The 17,844-nt window shown below is 67.3% G+C and carries 15 protein-coding genes; 4 read left to right on the forward strand and 11 right to left on the reverse strand.

The genetic code is table 11. The features are described 5' to 3' along the window. Positions 1-378: 378 nt before the first annotated feature. The 3 genes from VDQ83_RS08435 (at position 379) to VDQ83_RS08445 (ending at position 2,916) form a co-directional block, all read left to right on the forward strand. Entirely contained in the window at positions 379-1,254 is an 876-nt protein-coding gene (locus VDQ83_RS08435; RefSeq protein ID WP_455434565.1) for a hypothetical protein, read from the forward strand. Positions 1,255-1,425: 171 nt separating this feature from the next. After that, complete coding sequence (locus VDQ83_RS08440; protein WP_455434566.1) at positions 1,426-2,208, forward strand: hypothetical protein; 783 nt, start codon at positions 1,426-1,428, stop codon at positions 2,206-2,208. A 9-nt stretch (positions 2,209-2,217) separates the two neighbouring features. Further along, positions 2,218-2,916 (forward strand): hypothetical protein, encoded by a 699-nt coding sequence (locus tag VDQ83_RS08445; RefSeq protein ID WP_455434567.1) that lies wholly within the window; start codon positions 2,218-2,220, stop codon positions 2,914-2,916. 243 nt (positions 2,917-3,159) lie between these two features. Here VDQ83_RS08445 and VDQ83_RS08450 read toward each other — a convergent pair whose 3' ends face one another. The 10 genes from VDQ83_RS08450 to VDQ83_RS08495 all read right to left on the reverse strand — a co-directional run bounded on the left by VDQ83_RS08450 (position 3,160) and on the right by VDQ83_RS08495 (position 15,454). Further along, the gene (locus tag VDQ83_RS08450; RefSeq protein WP_455434568.1) at positions 3,160-5,148 is read right to left on the reverse strand and encodes a PEP/pyruvate-binding domain-containing protein; all 1,989 of its coding nucleotides are present in this window, start codon (positions 5,146-5,148) and stop codon (positions 3,160-3,162) included. 281 nt (positions 5,149-5,429) lie between these two features. Beyond that, positions 5,430-6,803 (reverse strand): hypothetical protein, encoded by a 1,374-nt coding sequence (locus VDQ83_RS08455; protein ID WP_455434569.1) that lies wholly within the window; start codon positions 6,801-6,803, stop codon positions 5,430-5,432. Between the two features lie 92 nt (positions 6,804-6,895). Then, on the reverse strand, positions 6,896-9,964 hold the full coding sequence (locus tag VDQ83_RS08460; protein WP_455434570.1) for a TonB-dependent receptor: 3,069 nt from the start codon (positions 9,962-9,964) through the stop codon (positions 6,896-6,898). Between the two features lie 113 nt (positions 9,965-10,077). After that, positions 10,078-11,118, reverse strand: coding sequence for a FecR family protein (locus tag VDQ83_RS08465; RefSeq protein WP_455434673.1), 1,041 nt, complete (start codon positions 11,116-11,118; stop codon positions 10,078-10,080). 2 nt (positions 11,119-11,120) lie between these two features. Next, a complete protein-coding gene (locus VDQ83_RS08470; protein WP_455434571.1) occupies positions 11,121-11,645 on the reverse strand; it encodes an RNA polymerase sigma factor in 525 nt (174 codons plus the stop codon). A gap of 483 nt (positions 11,646-12,128) precedes the next feature. Then, positions 12,129-12,671, reverse strand: a complete 543-nt coding sequence (locus tag VDQ83_RS08475) for a hypothetical protein (RefSeq protein WP_455434572.1) — start codon at positions 12,669-12,671, stop codon at positions 12,129-12,131. Positions 12,672-12,782: 111 nt separating this feature from the next. Continuing rightward, positions 12,783-12,986 (reverse strand): GNAT family N-acetyltransferase, encoded by a 204-nt coding sequence (locus VDQ83_RS08480; RefSeq protein WP_455434573.1) that lies wholly within the window; start codon positions 12,984-12,986, stop codon positions 12,783-12,785. Between the two features lie 274 nt (positions 12,987-13,260). Next, positions 13,261-13,533, reverse strand: coding sequence for a type II toxin-antitoxin system TacA family antitoxin (locus VDQ83_RS08485; protein WP_455434574.1), 273 nt, complete (start codon positions 13,531-13,533; stop codon positions 13,261-13,263). Between the two features lie 225 nt (positions 13,534-13,758). Then, the gene (locus VDQ83_RS08490; protein WP_455434575.1) at positions 13,759-14,874 is read right to left on the reverse strand and encodes a CmpA/NrtA family ABC transporter substrate-binding protein; all 1,116 of its coding nucleotides are present in this window, start codon (positions 14,872-14,874) and stop codon (positions 13,759-13,761) included. A gap of 7 nt (positions 14,875-14,881) precedes the next feature. After that, the gene (locus VDQ83_RS08495) at positions 14,882-15,454 is read right to left on the reverse strand and encodes an ANTAR domain-containing response regulator (protein WP_263398532.1); all 573 of its coding nucleotides are present in this window, start codon (positions 15,452-15,454) and stop codon (positions 14,882-14,884) included. Positions 15,455-15,547: 93 nt separating this feature from the next. On the opposite strand from VDQ83_RS08495, the gene VDQ83_RS08500 reads away from it, so the two are divergent. Next, entirely contained in the window at positions 15,548-16,534 is a 987-nt protein-coding gene (locus VDQ83_RS08500) for an NAD(P)-dependent oxidoreductase (RefSeq protein WP_455434576.1), read from the forward strand. A 33-nt stretch (positions 16,535-16,567) separates the two neighbouring features. Here the strand turns inward: VDQ83_RS08500 and VDQ83_RS08505 are convergent, their stop codons facing one another. After that, positions 16,568-17,836, reverse strand: a complete 1,269-nt coding sequence (locus VDQ83_RS08505) for an MFS transporter (protein ID WP_455434577.1) — start codon at positions 17,834-17,836, stop codon at positions 16,568-16,570. Between the last annotated feature and the right edge of the window lie 8 nt (positions 17,837-17,844).

Below are 17,844 nucleotides of genomic sequence, written 5' to 3' on the forward strand. Positions count from 1 at the left end.
TGTCTGGGCAGGCGGACCGCCGTTGGCCCGCCTGCCGAATCGAATTGGTGCGGACACCCCGTTGCGTCCGCGCTGGAGCTATCGCAATCGGCGTGCCAAGTCGCCTCGGCGCCAGTACAGCGGAAGAATCGCCATAAAATTCAAGGCACTGGCGGATCCATCGGCAACCTGCAACCCGCTTGCGCAGCCACCGCGGCGAGCCTCAACGAACACAAGTGGTGCGCGGCGCACCTTTATTGTGCGCCGCGGCAACTGCGACGCCGGCCGCGTGCCTCATTGGCACGCACACGGCCGCGGCCTGGGCGACGTGGCCGATGCGCACCTTGTACGGCGCCGGACCACCGCAAGCAGGCATCTCACTCCTGCTTGCCGGACCGCATGGGAAGCGGCACGCTTTCCGCCTTCCTGTCGCGAACCTTCGCCCATCAGATGAAACGCGCCCTGCTCGGCCTCTGCTTGCTCAGCCCCGCTACCTGGGCGTGCGACCACCACCTCCCGCTGGCGGACGTGGTCAGCGTGACCACCTGTTCGCCGAGCGAGGATTCGGTTGACTGCGTCTATTCCGGGCGTGCGCTCCACGACTACATGGACGCCGTGCCGGACACCGATGCGGATTTCATCCTCGGCCTGCAGGCGAGCCCGTGGCGCATGTACGACGCGGAGTGGCGCATTCTCACTCCCGACGACATCGCCGCGTCCGTGCGCGCGCAACGCGACGCCAAGGTGAAGCGCGTCGAACTGCTGGGGTCATGGACCGGCGTCTCGCCGGAGCCGGGCGTGTCATCGTTGGCCGATCGCGTGTCCAAGGCGCTGGACGGCTTTCCAGTGCAGGGCGAAGCCGGCTTCCTTTGGCTTTCCAAGGACGGCTCCCGCCGCACCACGCGCCAGGCCTACACCGTGCGCGAAGGTGCCGGCGCCTACTACCTGCCCGAAGGCGCCGACGTGTTCGCTGCGTTGGCCGCGGGCTGGCCCACGTATGTGGAGGACGAGATTGCCGGCACCGATCTCACGCTGTTGACGCAGGCCGCGGCCGGCTGGGACGTCATGTTCCTGTGCCCGGACAAGGCCCTGGCCGGCTTCGAACGCGCCGCCGCCAAGGGCAGCGCCATCGCCGCCTACAACGCCGCGCTCATGCGCCTGGAACGCGGCGGCGACGCCGAGCGCGCCGCAGCGCTGGCGTTGCTGGAGCGCGCCGCCGCGCTGGGGGACGACCCATCGCGGGCACGGCTGACGCTGGAACGCGCACAGCGATAACACTGCTGGGTGGGGGACGATGCGTGCTGGCGTCGCTGCCGTCCTTGGCGCATCAATTCCGCTTCCGGCCAATAGCAGTCTAAGACTCCAGACGTCCCCGAGTATCGGCTGCCATCCACTGGCGCTGGCCCGGCAGGAATGACAGTGTAATGCTCGGCTATTATGCGAGCCATGTCCGCCTCCAATAACACTGTTCCCGCCAACCTATTATTACTTCACCAAGGCGAAGAGGAGTTGCGCCAGCGCGCAGTGCGCTTGATCGAAGCCAACCATGGCTTGGCGGACCACCTGGACATCACCGAGCGCGCCATGAACGTGATGGACATGTTGCGCCAGCGCTACCATGCTGACGATTACGAACGAGCTATCAGCCACCTAAGCATCCGCACGTTCAACAGCTTTGCGACCGCGTGGAAGCTCATGGCTTCGGGCTACTACCAGGCGGCCACGCTCATCCTGCGCGACATCGTGGAGACTACCAATCTTGTCAACGCCTTCCACGTGGACCCTTCGCTCATCGAGAAGTGGTGCAAAGCGGACCGGCGCACTCTCAAGCGGGATTTCGGGCCCGCGGCCGTGCGCAAGATCCTCGACGAGGACGCGGGTTTTGGCAAGAGCCAGCGCGAGGCTATCTACATCAAGTTCTGCACACTGGCAGTGCACCCGACGCTCGACGGGTTTGCGATGCTGCACCCAAAGGGCATGGACGCTCACACAGGACCGTTCTCAGACCTCACGGCGCTGCGTGCCGTGCTGGAGGAAATGGGCATGTTGGCCCCGCAAGCAGGCTTCGCGTTTTGTATCTACCTGGATACGTCCATCGACTCGTGCAGCCAGGTCGCACATTATTTCTTGACCGGCGCCATGAACTACTCGGGAAAATACTTGGGCAAGCCATACTCGGATGAGGAGCGCGCGGAAGTCGATCGTCTGTTCGCACGCTCGCCTTTTTGAGGAGCGCTGATGAAGTGGGATTTGAAAGAACTTCGCGGACACGTGAAGCGGCTGTTTGGTGATGATCAGGTACGTATCGTCAACCAGTGTGTGCGGACCATTGGCGACCGACGTGATTTCAGCCGCTACCACTTCAACGAAGCCAAAGACCGGATGGAAGATGTTCTCCAAGACCGCGAAGTCTTTGAGTTAACCGCCGCGATCCTGGGAGCGTTCGATACTGAAGAGCGCAAGTTCTCCACCGCGCGATTTCAGGCGTACGCGCACACAGTCGCGTGCGTCCAAAGCATGCACGCGATCGCCGACAATATGGTTCACTTTGTTTACTACGTCTTGGGCGCCAACTTGGACCTGGCCACCCGCATCGAAAAAGAACGTGACATCACTTGGTCCAATGTCAGCAAGAAACTCGATGCGGGGCTCGTCAAGGATGAGCTGAGAGCTCTACTGGACAATCCGGGCTTCGACTACCTTGCGGCGCTGAGCAACCATTCTAAACACCGTTCCATCATAGACGTTTCCTACTCGGTGAACTTTGAGTCGGACACGGTCGCGCATGGCCTGCGATTCAGCCCTTTCACCTACAACGGGATGGCCTATCCCGCCAAGTGGGTTCGCCCCACTCTGATAGATGAGTACCAGCGACAAGAGGGCTTGATACTAACCATCGGCAACTCGGTGAACGACTTGCTCCGCGGCAGGTCCTGAGTCGGGTACTGGCAGTCGAGCCTAGCCATTTCAAAGCGGCTGATGACCCCGTCAACTTTGGGTCGAAAGCCGACCTTCCTACCCCATTACATCCGAAGCTATCTGCCCTGCTCGTCCGTGGTTCAGCCAAAAGCGGACATCGGCAGACGAACGCATATGTGCTCCCCAAAGCGTCGCTGACGCGATGCGACGTAGGCGCAGGCTCGCGCAAGCGGCATGACACGGCGATCCGGCAGCAGCCCGCTACCGCGCGCTCCGATCCACATACGGCCGCGACTGCAGAATCACCACCTCGTCGCCGACCACGGCCCATTCGATGTCCTGGTCCGCGCCGCCCAGCGCCTGCTTGGTGGAGGCGCCGACCTTGGCCAGCCGCGCGATGAGCGCGTCGGTCAGCACCTGGCGCGAGCCGGTGATGGGCACTTCGCGGACGCCGCCAGCGGCGTTGGCCACGAGCTGGGTGTCTTCCGCCGAGCGGCTCAGCACCTGCACCGCCTTGGACCAGGTCGAATACATCACCTGTTCGGCCTGGCGCTTGCCCTCCACCACGCGGATGCCGAGCCCGCGCTTGGCCGAGATGTAGGTGATGTGGCGGCGGGCGGCGTCGAACGGGTCGCGGGTGATCATCACCCCCGAGCTGTCCGACGGCGCGGCCAGCTGCACCAGCACCGCCATCGCCACCGCGTCCTGGCCCAGCCCCGCCGCCGTGCGCGCTTCGTAGGCCTCGAAGTTGTAGACCGACGCCCACACCGTCTGCACGGCCTTGGCCAGGGCATCGGCGCGGGTCACGTTGGGGACGGTGGTGTACAGGCCGGCACCACTGAAGCCCGGCAGATCCTCGGAGTTGGACGAGCTGCGCACGAACACCGCACTGCCCTGCAGTTGGCTCCGCCATTGCGCATCCAGCGCGCGCACGAAGGCGGGATCGGGCGCGGCGTCGGCGATCTCGGCGCGCAGCGCTGCCAGCGTGTCGCGGCGGATGTTGGAGTCGGTCCCGAACCCTGGGCGGCGCTGCAGTTCCTGCAGACGCTGCGGAATCCGCAGCCGTTGCATCATCGCCTGATAGTGCGAGAACGGAATGCAGAAGCCGTCCGGCACGCGCGCAGCAGGCGGCAGTGCCGCCTTCAGCGTGCCGAGGTTGGCCGCCTTCACCCCGCAGTGGCTGCTGTCGCGCGCACGCAGGGCCGCCAGGGGCTTGAGCGCGACCACCGTCAGGTCCGGGCGCGGCAGGTTGCGCGCCGCCGGGCGGGCGGCGGTGGTCGATGGCGTCCGTGGTGGACGCGCCAGTGGCGTCACCCGGTAGTCGTTGTGGGTGACCTCCAGCGCCACCCAGCGTCCGTCGTACTGGCGCAGGGCGTTCTGGGCATCGCGCACGTAGACATTGGGAATGCCCCACCCCTTGGCCAGCAGGTTGACGTGGGACAGCAGGGTGGACGGGCGCTGCGTCACCAGGCCCGCGACCGGCGCCAAGGCGATGGGCACTTCGTCCAGGACCGGGATGTCGCGCGGCGACAGCGTGCGCAGCTGTTCCTCCGAGCGCACGATGCGCAGCCGTCCTTCGGCGCGGCCCGTGTTCAACGGCAGGAACCGCTGCTCGCGCAGCAGCGCCTCCTGGCTGACGTAGGCCAGCCCCATGGAACTGGCCAGCTGCTCGTGCTGGGTGGAGTTGGTCTTGAAGCGGATCGGGTCGCGGAACGAGGCGCGCACCACCTCGTCGGTCTGCCGCAGCAACGCAGCGGTGAGCTTGTCGCCTTCCCAGAACTCGTAGGTGTAGCCCGGCAGATCCCGCTGCCAGCTCAGCGTGCCGAACAGGAACCGCCGCTGCGGGTCGCGGTACTGCGCGTTGAGCGTCGCCTTGTCCATGGCGCGCACCAGCCGCTGGCGCTGCACGAATTCCTCGTGCAGCGCGTGGCGGGGCGTGTTGATGTAGTAGATGCGCGCCGCATGCTGCCGGTCGATCACGAAGATCAGATGCGGCATCTCCAGCGCGGTGCCGGCGTTGTAGACCCGGGCGAGCTGCATGAACTGCGCACGGCTGTCGATGCGCGACAGATAGTCCGGTCCCTGCGTCGGCTGCACCGCGGCGTTGCTGCCCTGGCGGTATTCGTAGGGCGAAGGTTTGCGCGCGGTCTGCGCCAGCGCAGGCGCGGCGCACCACACCAGCAGCGCCAGCATGGCGACCCACGCGCACAGGCGCTGGCGACGGGGAAGGCGCGTACGGGCTCGGTCCATGATGCCGGTGCGGGAGAGTTGAGAGGGCGGATCATAAGCCAGTCCAGGTGGCTTTGGATGCCCTGGAGGCAAGGCCGGCGCGCGGCAGGGGAGCCATCGGGCTTGGACAACCATCGCGGCAAACAGTGACCGCGGCATCCAGCGATCACCGGCCGCCACGCGAGTAGCCGCCTGCGAACCTGGCGAATGTCCGCTTTCGACCAGGAGCGGGCATGGCAAGCCTTCCTTGTTCGTCGGTGCGATCTCCGTCAGCCTCCTTTCCCGCGTTCACACTCGCCCATCTACCTCCGCGCCGCGTCCGCGACGTTGACGAACACCGGGTTGGAGTAGAACCATAGATCGTCCCAGGGATCTTCGCCGCGTTCGTCCACCAGCGCCTCGACGGCGCCAGTGCTGTTGCCCCGCGCTCGTACGAATGCCCCGCGCGAAGGCACCGGCAGTGACCAACGTGCCACGATCCAGTCGCCCTCACGCACCCACGTCGCCACGTCAAAGCCACGCCGCTGCATCTGCAGGGTGCCGTCCTCCCCCCTCCCGCCCACGATCAGTTCGATGTGCTTCAGCGCCGGGCGCAGCCCCTTCGCGTTGGCACGCGTCGGCTGCCGTACCCGCACTTCCACCTGCATCGTCTGTGTAACGGACAGCGTTACCGTGTCCCCCGGGGTCCCGGTGACATCACCACCCGCCACCCGAAGCTCCAGCGCGTCGATCAAGTCACCCGTCACCGTGAAGATGCGGCCGTACCGCAGTGCATCCAGGATGTCCCCGGCGTCCGGCCGTGCCCATGCATAGGTCTTGCTGTACTCACCGGGGTCATAGTCGCGTCCACCGTCGCGCAGGTTCACATGCGAGTCGGAGTTGGCCGTGATCCAGAATCGAATGCCGTCCGCCAGCATCTGGTCCCAGATGCCGCCCACCTGCGCGGTCATCTGATCGTAGCCACCCAAGGTGGGAGCGTCCGCGTTGCGGTACAGGCCGCGCTCGGTGCGGATGGCCTGATGCCCCGGTGCGCCTTCCATGCCGACCAGCACGTTCGGCGCGGCCGCATGCCAACCCCGGAGCTCCTCGGGCGTGACCGCCCCCCATTCGCCCATGCCGGTCGCCGTGCGCGACGGGTGATTGATGAACATCAGCGGCGCAGGACGCAGATCCCGCAGATAGGCCAGTGCCGCCTGCATCTGCTGTTCGGTATCGCGGCTGCCCTGCAGAGGCTCGCTGCGGCTGAAGTCGCGTTCTGCGGTGACCAACTGGTCCAGCTCCCCCGGGCCTGGCGCGATGATCAGCGAGGCGTGCTCCCCCGCCGGTACATCGAATTCCATGCCATTGAACTGGATCACTTCCGGTACGTCGGCTCGTGCCTGCACAAGTGCCGGGTAGGCGTGATCGCGCATGACCGCAGAGTGGCCGGGGCCACCATGATCGGTGTGCACCATCCAGCGCAGGCCGAAGGCTTTGGCCTGCGCCGCGTTGCGGCTGCGGCTGTAGGGCGAATCTCCACCGCGCACCGGCGTGGGCGGCGTCGTGCTGCTGTCCCAGTCCACGCTCCATTCGCTGTGCACGTGGTGGTCGCCAGCCAGCCACTGACGGCCGGCATCGGCTGGAGCCGTGGCGGGAGCGGACACCGCCGGAGCCGACGCTGCGAGCAGCGCCAGCATTAGGCATTTCTTCATGACGTGATCCCTGAAAAGCGTACGGACGACGTACGGACCCTTTCCGATCCGCACGCCGCCCGCAGCTGAACCATCCCTTAGAAGTCCGCGCGCACGCCCAGGCTGATGCGACGGCCCGAGGTCTCGTCCATGGTCGGGAAGGAGGGATCCATGGTGTAGCCGCTGGTCCGCTCGTTGGTGAGGTTGATGCCCTTCAGGCTGATCTTGATGTAGTCGGTGATGCGGTAGCCGATCGAGACATCCATCTGGCCATAGGCATCGCGCCAGATCGGGTACAGGTTGTAGCCGATCGATTCGACGTACTCGTCCTTGTGGTTGTAGGACACGCGGGCGTCGAAGCGCTCGTTCTCGTAGTACGCGGTGAGGTTCCAGGTCTTCTCCGACAGACCCGGCATCGGCGTGCGGATGCCCAGGTCGGACTCACCGGCCAGCGAGCTGTCCAGCATGGTGTAGTTGGCATTGATGCCGAAGCCATCCAGCCAGGGCGTGACCATGTTCAGCGGCAACTGCGCCACCAGCTCGATGCCGTCGACCTCGTAGGCCCCTTTGGCATTGACCGGCTGGTACACGTCGAAGTCGTAGATGCCGTTGAGGCTGCCGTTGGCGTTGTACACCGCCACGTCCTCGACCACGCCGGTCAGCGAATTGATCACCACGCCGTCGATGTTCTTGCGGAAGTAGCTGGCGGCGAACAGGGCGCCGTTGTCCAGATACTTTTCCACGCCGATTTCCCACTGCTTGGCGTAGGTCGGCTTGAGCGCCGGATTGCCGTCGGTGAAGCGGTAGGAGCTCCAGCTGGCGGTACGCTTGTAGGCGATGTCGGTCAGCGCCGGGCGCATCATCACCTTGGACGCGGCGGCACGCAGCAGCAGGCCGGGCGAGAGTTCGGCGGTCATGTTGAAGCTGGGCAGCAGGTCGTCGTAGCTGCCGTCCTTCGACACCGGGGTATCGGTGTAGCCGGTGCTGCCGTTGGGACGCTGGATCGGGTGATAACCGAACGAATCGACCTGCGTATCCACGTAGCGCGCGCCGGCGTTGACGCTGAACGGCACGCTGCCGATGTCGAAGGCGAAATCGGTCATGGCGTAGAGGCTCATCACCTTCTCGTCGACCTGGTAGTACTGGCCCGGGTCGAAGGGGGTGTAGAAGCCATCGTAGCGGAACGCGCTGCGGGCGTACTCGTTGGAAATCTGCTGCCAGTTCAGCCCTTTGTTGGAGTAGCTGCCGCCCGGGACGATGTCGTCGATGGACTGCAGCGGACTGTCGGCCATCGTGCGGGTATTGACCCAGGCGGCGCTGCCGGCGGTCGGCCCGGTGATTTTCAGCTCCCCGTACTGGCGCTGCTTGGAGCGATCGGTGTAACGCGCGCCGAACTTGACCGTGTGCAGCGCCGGCAGGAAGGCCATATCCAGCAGACGGGTGACATTGACCTGGGCGGCGTACTTGTCGTCCTGCACCTTCTCCAGCGTGGTCTCATACGCTTCGAACAGGTACCGGCCCGGGGCGTTGTACATGTCGAAGCTGCCCGCCGCGGCGGTGGGGATCGTTTCGCCGCTGCGTCCGGTCCAGCGGGTGCGCGAGGGCGCATAGGCCACGTGCTTGAGGTTGGAGAAATCCGAGGTCTTCTCCGCACCGGAATAGCCCACCAGCGCATCCACGTACCAACTGTCGCCCTTCCAGTCCATCGCCAGGCTGTACTGGCTGTAGTCGGTCTTGTTGATCCGTTCCTTGCTCAGCATCTCGTGCTGGGTCGCGGTGTAGGACACATCGCGCAACACCACCATGCCGTATTCGGACAGCGTGGTGGCGTCGTACTCGTGGATGGTGTCGAAGGTGCTGCGGCTGGAGGCCGAATAGGCCGCCGCGTCGTACTCGTCCTCGGTGCTGTCGTAGCCACCCACCATCGCGTCGAAGGTCAGGCTGAAGTTGTTGCTCGGCTTGTACTGCAGCGAACCGGTCGCGCCCCACTTGTCCTGCTCGTTGAGGTAGACGCGGTCGCCAACCTTGTCCTGGAATACCACCAGGTTGGTCTGGTCGGCGTCATTGCGGTTGCTGATGTTGACACCCGCGTCGCGCAGCAGCACGGCCTGTGCCTGGGTGCCGCGGGTGCCCGAGGCGGTCAGGAAGCGCGAGGACGGGCGGAAGTTGATGCCCGAAGTCGAGTCGGTGCGGTTGGTGCGCTTGGACTGCGAGTACGACACAAGCGCACCCCAGTCGCCCCAGGTATCGGCGGCGAGGAAGGCCAAGCGCGGGTCCACCTCCTCCGAGATGCTGTTGTGCGCGCCCTCGGCGGAGAACACCAGCTTGCGTTCGTTGTAGTCGAACGGGCGTGCGGTGGAGATCTTCACCGAGCCGGCAATGCCGCCCTCTTCGTCCGCGGCCGTGGGTGACTTCTGCACGGTGACCTGCTGGATGATCTCCGAGGCGAACATGTCGAACTCCACGTCACGCCCGCCACTGCCCGAGGCCGTCGCCAGGTCGTTGATCGAAACGTGGGTGTACTCCGAAGGCAAGCCACGCACATTGACCTTGGTGCCCAGGCCCTTGCTGCGTTCGATGGTCACGCCCGGGACACGCTGCAGGGCTTCGGCGAGGTTCTGCTCGGGAAAGTCGGCCACGTCGGTTGCGACGATCGAGTCGGAAAAGCCCACGGTGTTTCGCTTGATGTCCACGGCCTGTTCCAGGCTGCGGCTGTAGCTGCCGGTCACCTGGATGGTTTCCAGGTTGGCGGCTTCCGCAGCGGGGGCATCCACGCCGTCCTGGGCCGAAGCCGTGGCCGCCACCACCGCCGTACCCGCTGCTGCCAGTGCGGAAGTCGGGGCCGGCGAGGCATTGTGCTGCGCTTCGATGGTGACCGTGGTGGCATTGAGATAGCGGTAGCGCAGCCCGGTGCCGGCCAGCAGGCGGCTGAGCGCGGCATCCGCGCTCAGCCCGGCGGGCACGCCCGGCGTGCGCGGGTTGCCCGCACTCTGTGCGTTGTAGACGAACTGCAGGCCGGTCTGGCGCGACAAGGCATTGAGCGCCATGTCCAGCGGCTGCGAGGCGATGGCCTCGCTGGCCACGCGGGCCGGTTCTGCGGCGTTGGCACCCGCCGTGGTGGTGGCCTGCAGTGCAAGGGCGATGGAAAGGAACAGTGTGCGGCGCATCGTGGGATCCAGTGAGGAAATGGCGGTGGTCGCGGAACGGGTTTGTTCCTGCTTTCCCCAACTACGAGGGCGCAGCGCACTGATCGGGCACCACGTTTTCGATGAATTTTTTCTTACAGCGGCGGCGGCGCGGCGCGCATCCGCACGTGGATACCGTCCGCCCTGCGCTGCGTGACCAGCGTCGGCTGCTGGTCAAGGAACGCGCGCAGCGACGCCACGTCATCCGCACGCAGGTTGCCGGTGAGGCGCAGCGCGCCGGCGTCGTCGCTCACGTGCAGGCGCAGCGTGTTGCGTCGGTTGAAGCGGTCGGCCACGTCCCGCAGCGGCTCGTCGCGGAACACCACGCGGCCCTTCCACCATGCGGTCATGCTGGCGGCGTCCTCCTCGCTCACCCGCACCTGCTGGTCGCGGTAGTCGACCTGCGCCGCCTGCCCCGCGCCCAGGTTGGCCAGCATGCGTCCGCGTCCGCCATCGCCGCGCACGTGCACGCGCCCCTCGCTCACACAGATGCGGGCCTGCTCACGCAGCAGCGAGACGTCGAACGTGGTGCCGATGTCGGTCACCTGCAGGCCTGCGGCGTGTACCGCGAAGGGGCGGCGGTCCCTGCCCACCACGAAGCTGGCCTGGCCGCGTTCGAGCTCGACGCGTCGCCCCAGCAGGGTCATGCGTACCGATATCTCGCTTTCCGCATCCAGGTGCACCACGGTGTTGTCCGCCAGGGTGATCTGTCGCGGTGCGCCATGCGCGGCCACGTAGTGCGCGGTGCGAGGCCAGGCCACGGTGGTGAACACCCCCACGCCCAGCAGCAGCAGCGCCGCCGCCGCCGCGATGCGTGGCAGTCCTCGCATAGGGCGGGCCGTCCGCGCTGTCGGCGCAGCGGCCGGACGCGGTGAAAGACGCACCACGTTATGGTCGTTGCCGGCGGGCGCGGGGGCCTGCAGCAGCGTATCCACGTCGACGGGCATGGCGCGGAGCGCTTCCCCGAGCGCACCGGCCACCTCGCTGATGGCCATGTACTCGCGCAGATGTTCGGGCGAGACCAGCAGCCACTGCATGAAGGCGCGCTGCTGCGAAGGGCTCAGTTCGCCCTCGCGCTGCAGGGCGTGCCAGTGCGCGGCGGCATGGGTCAGCGCCGACGGATGTTCAACGGCCATGCTCAGGGCCTCCCTGCCGGTTCGGCCATCGCCCGGCGGCACACCGAAAGCCCGCGCACCACGTGCTTTTTCACCATGTGCGGCGACACGCCCATGCGCTCGGCGATCTGCTTGTAGCTCAATCCATCGCGGTACTGCATGACCAGGACGGCCCGCGTGTGCTCCGGAAGGGTGGCTAGCAACGTCTGCAGGCGCTGGCGGCGCTGTTCGCGTTCGGCGGCATCTTCCACGCATTCCCCGCTGGCCAGACTCTGGCCCAGGTCCTCGATCTCTTCGATGGGCAGCGTCGACCAGCGCCGGCGCGCGGCCTGCTCGCGCGCCAGGTTCTGCGCGACGGTGAACAGGTAGGCTTCCGGATTGGCGATCGGCTCGCCGTTGCCTTGATGCGCACGCAGCAGGCGTAGATAGGTTTCCTGCACCAGGTCCTCGGCATCCTGCCGCGCGCCGCGCCGCACGAAGAAGCCGCGCAGCAGCTGCGCGTGGTCCTCGAACATGCGCGCCAGGCGCCGTCTTGCCTGCTCGGCCACCTGTGTCGCCTTTCCCCCTGAAGTGCGCCGCAAGGTAGGCATCCCAGATGACGAGCGCATGACGGTTGCAGCCCGACTACGGCTTCGCATCTTCATTTGAACGGTAAGTGGGCTACGCTCAGGTGAGTTCTAGCGTGCGCAGACGCGAGCCAGGCGTTGTAGCCCCTCCCTGTCCATGACCTGCAATCTGCACGGACCGCTGGTCACGTTGGGCTTCGTGCTACCTGGCGCACTGCCCACCTGGCTCGTAATCGCGCCGAGAACCGCGCGACACTCGGATGATCGTCGTACTTGGTGCGATGGATCCCTTTGTCGCCCATGAAGCGTAACGAGCATGCATCCAAGCCCGCGATGATCTTTCACAAGACCCGGGGCGGATCTCAGCTGCATTCTGCAATTACCCCTTCCACCGGGGCGATGCCAGTGCGCTTCTGTCCGCCACCGACCAGACGCGGCCATTCGCCACTTCCCGATGCGCCAGGCCTAACCGCGTTGCTCGGCCCGGGTGTCGCCGTGGACGATCGGCCGCTCCGGCTCGCAGTGCAGCATCAGCCTGCGCACCGCCGCATCGACGGCCATGAACCTGTGCCTCTGCATGAGATAGCTTCCGCCGAGCAGCACTGCGACGATCAACACCGCGGCGGGCTTCACGGCAATGGCCGGGACCAGCGTCGCGGCGGCGAACAGCGCCGACCAATTGCACACGCCGACCACGCGGATCTCGCTGCGCCGCCGGTCGACCACGATCAGCCCGCGCATGATCGGCGGGTATCGCCAGCCGAAGTGGAGACCGACGCTTTCGCGGAACGCCCAGCTCCGTGCGGACAGCGGGCGGAACGCCAGTGTGGGCCACTTCTCCATCGCGACTTCGCCTTCCAGCCGATCGAAAGGAAAGCGCAGCAACGCCGCGGTCGGCACCGCGATGCGACGACTGAACACCGGAATCCCCCACGACCAATAGGCCCGGTTCCACAAAACCAGCAGCAAGCCCTCGATCAGCACCAGGGCAATGAGTGCATTGGCCATTCGTCATCCATTGGCGAGCGTGTGCGCAGAGCCGCGTTGCGGGCGAGGTCGACTGCAGCGAGCGTACCGCGCAGCCCCTCTCCCATGCGACGTGGACAGAAGTATCCAGTATCACCTGAGCGGCAACATCACCGTCATGTCGTGAATGGGCGAGGCGGTGAAGCCGTGTTTGAGATAGAACGCCTTCGCTGCTTCATCGATGGCGTGACACAGCAACGCTCGGGCGCCCACCTGCTCGCACACCTGCAGGGTTCGTTGCACGGCGTCCTTGAGCAATCCCCTGCCGATTCCTTGGCCGACCCAGTCGACGTGCACGGCCAGACGCCCCAGGACGATGACCGGACCGGGTTGGGCATGTTGCGGCGGATGCGGCCAGGCGCGTCTTCATGCGCCACCACACCGGCCGCCAATGCGTAGTAGCCCACAACGTGCTGCTGCCCGTCGCAGACGACGAAGCACCTGGATGCACCGGACAGCTGATTCTGACGCGCTCGCTCCAACAACCCCTTGGTCAGTTCCGGCGCACTGCACCGGAAGTCGGCCAGCCGATGCCCATCGTTGAGCGGGCCGGGCGCAGTGAGCGGCAACCTCAGCGCTCCCAGGGCGCCGGGGTACTCAGCAGACGACGGATCGCCGCATTGCCCTCCAGCGGTGCATCGAGCAGCGCATTGAAGCGCTGCAGTTGTTGCCGGCTCAGGGCGAACCGGGTCTGGTCGGCCAGCACCTCGCGCGCCTTCTCGCACACGGCGTCGAGGATGAACTCGGTGCGATTCATGCCGCTGACTTCCACGGCATGGTCGATCAGCGCCTGTTTGGCGGCAGGCGCCCGAAAATTGATGACTTTGCTGGTGACGGCGCTCATCGCGAGTGCTCCCCTTGCTATCTGCCCTACGTACCGATAACGGCGTTCTTGTGCAGCCCACTGTGTGCACAATGTACACACATCATGGCGATTCCCATGGCATCCACGTTCGCGCCTATCGCGATAATCCATTGATTTTTATTGAGATCTTTCACGCCACCACCGCTCTGAGAACGCATGGACGCCGCGAATGCCGAAGCTCCGCCATTCCAGTTTGTGCCGGCGCTAGGCAGGCCCGCGTCCAGCACCCCAATCCGGCAACCCGTCCTCGCGCTCGTCGCGCGCCGGGACCGCGATCTCCAACTGCGTAGCGGCGGCGCGATACGTTTCCAGCCGATGCACCCGCGCCACGATCTCCGCATCGTGTACCTCATCCTGCTCGGCCCCCGCTTCGCTCACCGGCAACCACCCCCAACGCCGGAACTGCTGCAGGAACCAGCGTCCATCCGACAGCCACGGCATGTTCGCCAAGCCACCGGCATGGAAGCGCAGCCCCTGCGGGTCGGCGCCCGCATCGGCGGCGCCACCGGGCAACAGGCACGCGGCGATGCGCTCGGCCGGCAATCCGATCACCTCCGGCTCCGCCAGCCACGCCACCGCGTCGCGGCGGTGCGCGGGATCATCGAGCCAGCGGCAGGCCTCCAACAGTGTCGCGGTCAATGCGGTCGCCAGTTCCGGCTGCAGCGCGGCGAAGGCGCGGCGGCAGGCCAACACTTTTTCCGGATGCCCGGGCCATAGCTGGCCGCTGCGGATCACGCGCAGGCCCACGCCCATCGCCTCGGCCTGCGCCGCCCACGGTTCGCCGGCGCAGTAGCCGTCCAGTTCGCCACGCGCCAGCGCGCCGGGCATCTGCGGCGGCGGCAGGGTCACCGCCTGGATGTCACCGAGCGGGTCCACGCCCTGCGCCGCCAGCCAGTAGTACAGCCACATCGCATGCGTGCCGGTGGGGAAGGTCTGCGCGAACACCGGCGGGCGCCCCAGCGCGGCCAAGGCCTCGCGCAGCGGCGTGCCGCGCGCGAGCGCGTCGGCCAGCGCCGGCGCCAGGGTGATGGCCTGGCCGTTCTGGTTGAGCGTGAGCAGGATCGCCATGTCCGCTTGCGGGCCGCCGATGCCGCATTCCACGCCGTAGACCAGCCCGGCCAGCGCATGCGCCGCGTCCAGTTCGCCGGACAGCAGTTTGTCGCGCACCGCCGCCCACGAGGCCTGCCGCTGCAGCTCCAGGCGCAGGCCGTGGCGGCGGTCCAGGCCCAGCCGCACCGCGGCGATCAGCGGCGCGCAGTCGATCAGCGGCAGGTAGCCCAGGCGCAGGGTGCGCGGTTCGGGGTGCAGTGGTGCGCTCATCGCTTCCTCATCCCAGCAGGTCGGCCATCGCGAGGATGCGCTGGGCGACGTCGGCCAGCTTCAGTCCCTGCTTCATCGCCTGCTGCCGCAGCGCGGCATAGGCCTCGTTCTCGCTCATGCCACGCTTGTCCATCAGCAGGCGCTTGGCGCGGTCGATCTGTTCGCGGTCGCGCAGCTTGCCCTGCACTTCGTCCAGTTGCCGGCGCATGCCCGCTTCCTGTTCGAAGCGCGCCAGCGCCACCTGCACGATCGGCGCCAGCCGCGCCGGCGCCAGGCCGTCGACCACATAGGTGGTGACGCCGGCGCTCACCGCGGCGCGGATCAGCTGGTCGTCGCCGTCGGCGGAGAACATCACCACCGGGCGCGGCGCCTGGCGGTGGATCAGCGCCAGTTGCTCGAGGGTGTCGCGCGAGGGCGAATCGACGTCGATGATGACCACGTCCGGCTGCTGGGTGGACACCGCCTTGAGCAGCGCCGGCGCCGCGGCGACCTCGTCCAACACCTCGTAGCCGGCGTCGAGCAGCGCCTGGCGCAGCTGCCCGATCGGCTTTTCGGTATCGTTGACCAGCAGGACGCGCAGCATTCGGGCCTGGCTAACGGAAGTTGGCTGACCCGCATGGTGCCATGCAACACGCGTCCGCAGCGAGCCGTCCCCCACCCCGCAGGAGTCCGCATGCCGCTGTATCCCTTGTTCGCCGATCTGGCCGGGCGCCGCGTGCTGGTGGTCGGCGGCGGCGAGGTGGCGATGCGCAAGATCGAAGCGCTGCTGCACGCCGGCGCGCAGGTGCTGGTGTACGCGCATGCGCTCAATGCCACGGTGGCGCAGTGGCTGGCGCAGGGCCGCCTGCAGCGGGTCGATGGCGCGTTCGATGCGCAGTGGCTGGACGACGCCTGGCTGGTGGTCGCGGCCACAGACGACAACGCCTTCAACCGCGAACTCGCCGCGCAGGCCGGGCAGCGCCGCAAGCTGGTCAACGTGGTCGACGACGCCGAGCTGTCCACGTTCCAGGTGCCGGCGATCATCGACCGCGATCCGCTGCTGGTGGCGATCTCCTCCAGCGGTGCGGCGCCGATGCTGGCGCGGCGCCTGCGCGAGCGCTGGGAGACCGAGCTGGACCATTCCTACGCGCAGCTGGCGCAGCTGTTCGCGCGCCACCGCGAGGCGATCCGCGCGCGCCTGCCGCAGCTGGCGCAGCGCCGGCGCTGGTTCGAACAGGTGCTGGAAGGCCCGGTGCAGGTGCTGCTGCAGAGCGGGCAGACCCAGGCCGCCGAGCAGGCCTTCCACGATGCCTTGCAACGCAGCGGGGAGGACGTGCCGCGCCGCGGCAGCGTGTGGCTGGTCGGCACCGGCAACGGCGATCCCGGTGCGCTGACGCTGAAGGCGCTGCGCGCGTTGAACCAGGCCGACCTGTTGCTGTGCGATCCCGCGGTGGATGCCGCGGTGCTGAGCCTGGCGCGACGCGATGCGACGCGGCAGCCGCTGCCGGCCGACGCCGACGCGCACCTGGCGTTGCTGGTCGAGCAGGTGCAGGCCGGGCAGCGCGTGGTCAGCCTGAAACCGGGCGATGCGTTCCGGCAGGCGCCGCACGCGCAGTTGGCCACGCGACTGGCCGCGGCCGGGATTGCCTGCGACGTGGTGGCGGGCGTGACGGCGGACTGATTCAGCGCGGCGCGGTGCGATCGCGGCGGCGGGTCATGCCGGCGCTGGCGCTGCCGCAACGTCCGCCGCCGGCACCCCGGCCACCTGCAGCAACTGCTTGCGGAAGCCCACCCACAGCGCCAGCGACAGCAGCGAGATGCCGCCGAGCAGCAGGAACGCGGCGCGGTAGCCGAAGTCCTGCGCGATCCAGCCGCCCAGCGCCGGGCTCAGCGCCGCGCCGATGCCTTGCACGGTCATCACCGCGCCCTGGCCGACGTTGACCCGGCCGGTGCCCTGCAGCAGCCGCGCCACCAGCGCCGGCACCACCACGCTCTGCAGGCCGGCGCCGATCCCGTCGAGGATCTGCACCGGGAACACGCCCCAGCTGTGGATCAGGCTGGCCGCGATCAGGCCGCGCAGCGGCAGCGCCAGGAAGGTCAGCAGCATCACCCACCAGTGCCCGCGCACGCGGATCAGGCGCATCGCCAGCAGCGAGACCACCACCATCGTCGCCTGCGCGACGATGATCGTGGTCGCGGTCAGCGCACTGGGATCGCCCTGGTGCGCGGCGACCACGGCCATGCCGTACAGCGGCAGCATCGCCGCATTGCCCAGATGGAACAGCGCCAGTGCCGTCGCCAGCACCAGCAGCGGCTTGCAGGTCAGCAGCACCGACCAGCCGCTGGCGCGGTCCGCGCCGTGCGTGCCGGCATCGGCCAGGCCGCGCGCGGCGCGATGGTCGATCGCATCGCGCGGGATCAGCAGCACCGAGGCGATCGCCAGCACGCCGAAGCAACCGGTCAGCGCGAACACCGCGCCGAAGCCGAATTTCCAGCCGAGCAGGCCGGCCAGCGCCGCCGCAACCACGTTGCCGGCATGGCTGCCGACCTGGTTGCGCGCGATCTGGTGATCGAACCCGGCCTGCCGCACCAGGCCCAGGGTGATGCCCGACAGCGCCGGACCCAGCGCCGCGGCGGCGAGCGCGGTCATCACCTGCGCGGCCACCACACCGGCGAAGCTCGGCGCCCACCACAGCAGCGCCGAGGCCAGCAGGATCAGCGTGCAACCGACCACCACGATGCTGCGCTTGCGCCGGGTCGCATCGACCAGCGCGCCGCCGGGCGTGGTCGCGAGCATGCCGGCGATGCCGCCCACGCTCATCACCGAGCCGATCGCCGCCACCGACCAGCCCTTGGATTGCAGGAACACGCTCAGGAACGGGCCGAGCCCGTCCTGCACGTCGGCCAGGGTGAAATTCAGCGCTTCCAGCGCACGCGTGCCGCGCAGGCGGACGCCGGGCACTGCGGCCGGCAGCGCGCTCATCGCCGCAC

The sequence above is a fragment of the Xanthomonas sp. WHRI 7945 genome (assembly GCF_035026585.1).

What these genes read in the sequence shown, in the direction of transcription:
- VDQ83_RS08435 (WP_455434565.1), top strand. Translation starts at nt 379, where the DNA reads ATGGGAAGCGGCACGCTTTCCGCCTTCCTGTCGCGAACCTTCGCCCAT.
- VDQ83_RS08440 (WP_455434566.1), top strand. Translation starts at nt 1,426, where the DNA reads ATGTCCGCCTCCAATAACACTGTTCCCGCCAACCTATTATTACTTCAC.
- VDQ83_RS08445 (WP_455434567.1), top strand. Translation starts at nt 2,218, where the DNA reads ATGAAGTGGGATTTGAAAGAACTTCGCGGACACGTGAAGCGGCTGTTT.
- VDQ83_RS08450 (WP_455434568.1), bottom strand. Translation starts at nt 5,148, where the DNA reads ATGGACCGAGCCCGTACGCGCCTTCCCCGTCGCCAGCGCCTGTGCGCG.
- VDQ83_RS08455 (WP_455434569.1), bottom strand. Translation starts at nt 6,803, where the DNA reads ATGCTGGCGCTGCTCGCAGCGTCGGCTCCGGCGGTGTCCGCTCCCGCC.
- VDQ83_RS08460 (WP_455434570.1), bottom strand. Translation starts at nt 9,964, where the DNA reads ATGCGCCGCACACTGTTCCTTTCCATCGCCCTTGCACTGCAGGCCACC.
- VDQ83_RS08465 (WP_455434673.1), bottom strand. Translation starts at nt 11,118, where the DNA reads ATGGCCGTTGAACATCCGTCGGCGCTGACCCATGCCGCCGCGCACTGG.
- VDQ83_RS08475 (WP_455434572.1), bottom strand. Translation starts at nt 12,671, where the DNA reads ATGGCCAATGCACTCATTGCCCTGGTGCTGATCGAGGGCTTGCTGCTG.
- VDQ83_RS08485 (WP_455434574.1), bottom strand. Translation starts at nt 13,533, where the DNA reads ATGAGCGCCGTCACCAGCAAAGTCATCAATTTTCGGGCGCCTGCCGCC.
- VDQ83_RS08490 (WP_455434575.1), bottom strand. Translation starts at nt 14,874, where the DNA reads ATGAGCGCACCACTGCACCCCGAACCGCGCACCCTGCGCCTGGGCTAC.
- VDQ83_RS08500 (WP_455434576.1), top strand. Translation starts at nt 15,548, where the DNA reads ATGCCGCTGTATCCCTTGTTCGCCGATCTGGCCGGGCGCCGCGTGCTG.
- VDQ83_RS08505 (WP_455434577.1), bottom strand. Translation starts at nt 17,836, where the DNA reads ATGAGCGCGCTGCCGGCCGCAGTGCCCGGCGTCCGCCTGCGCGGCACG.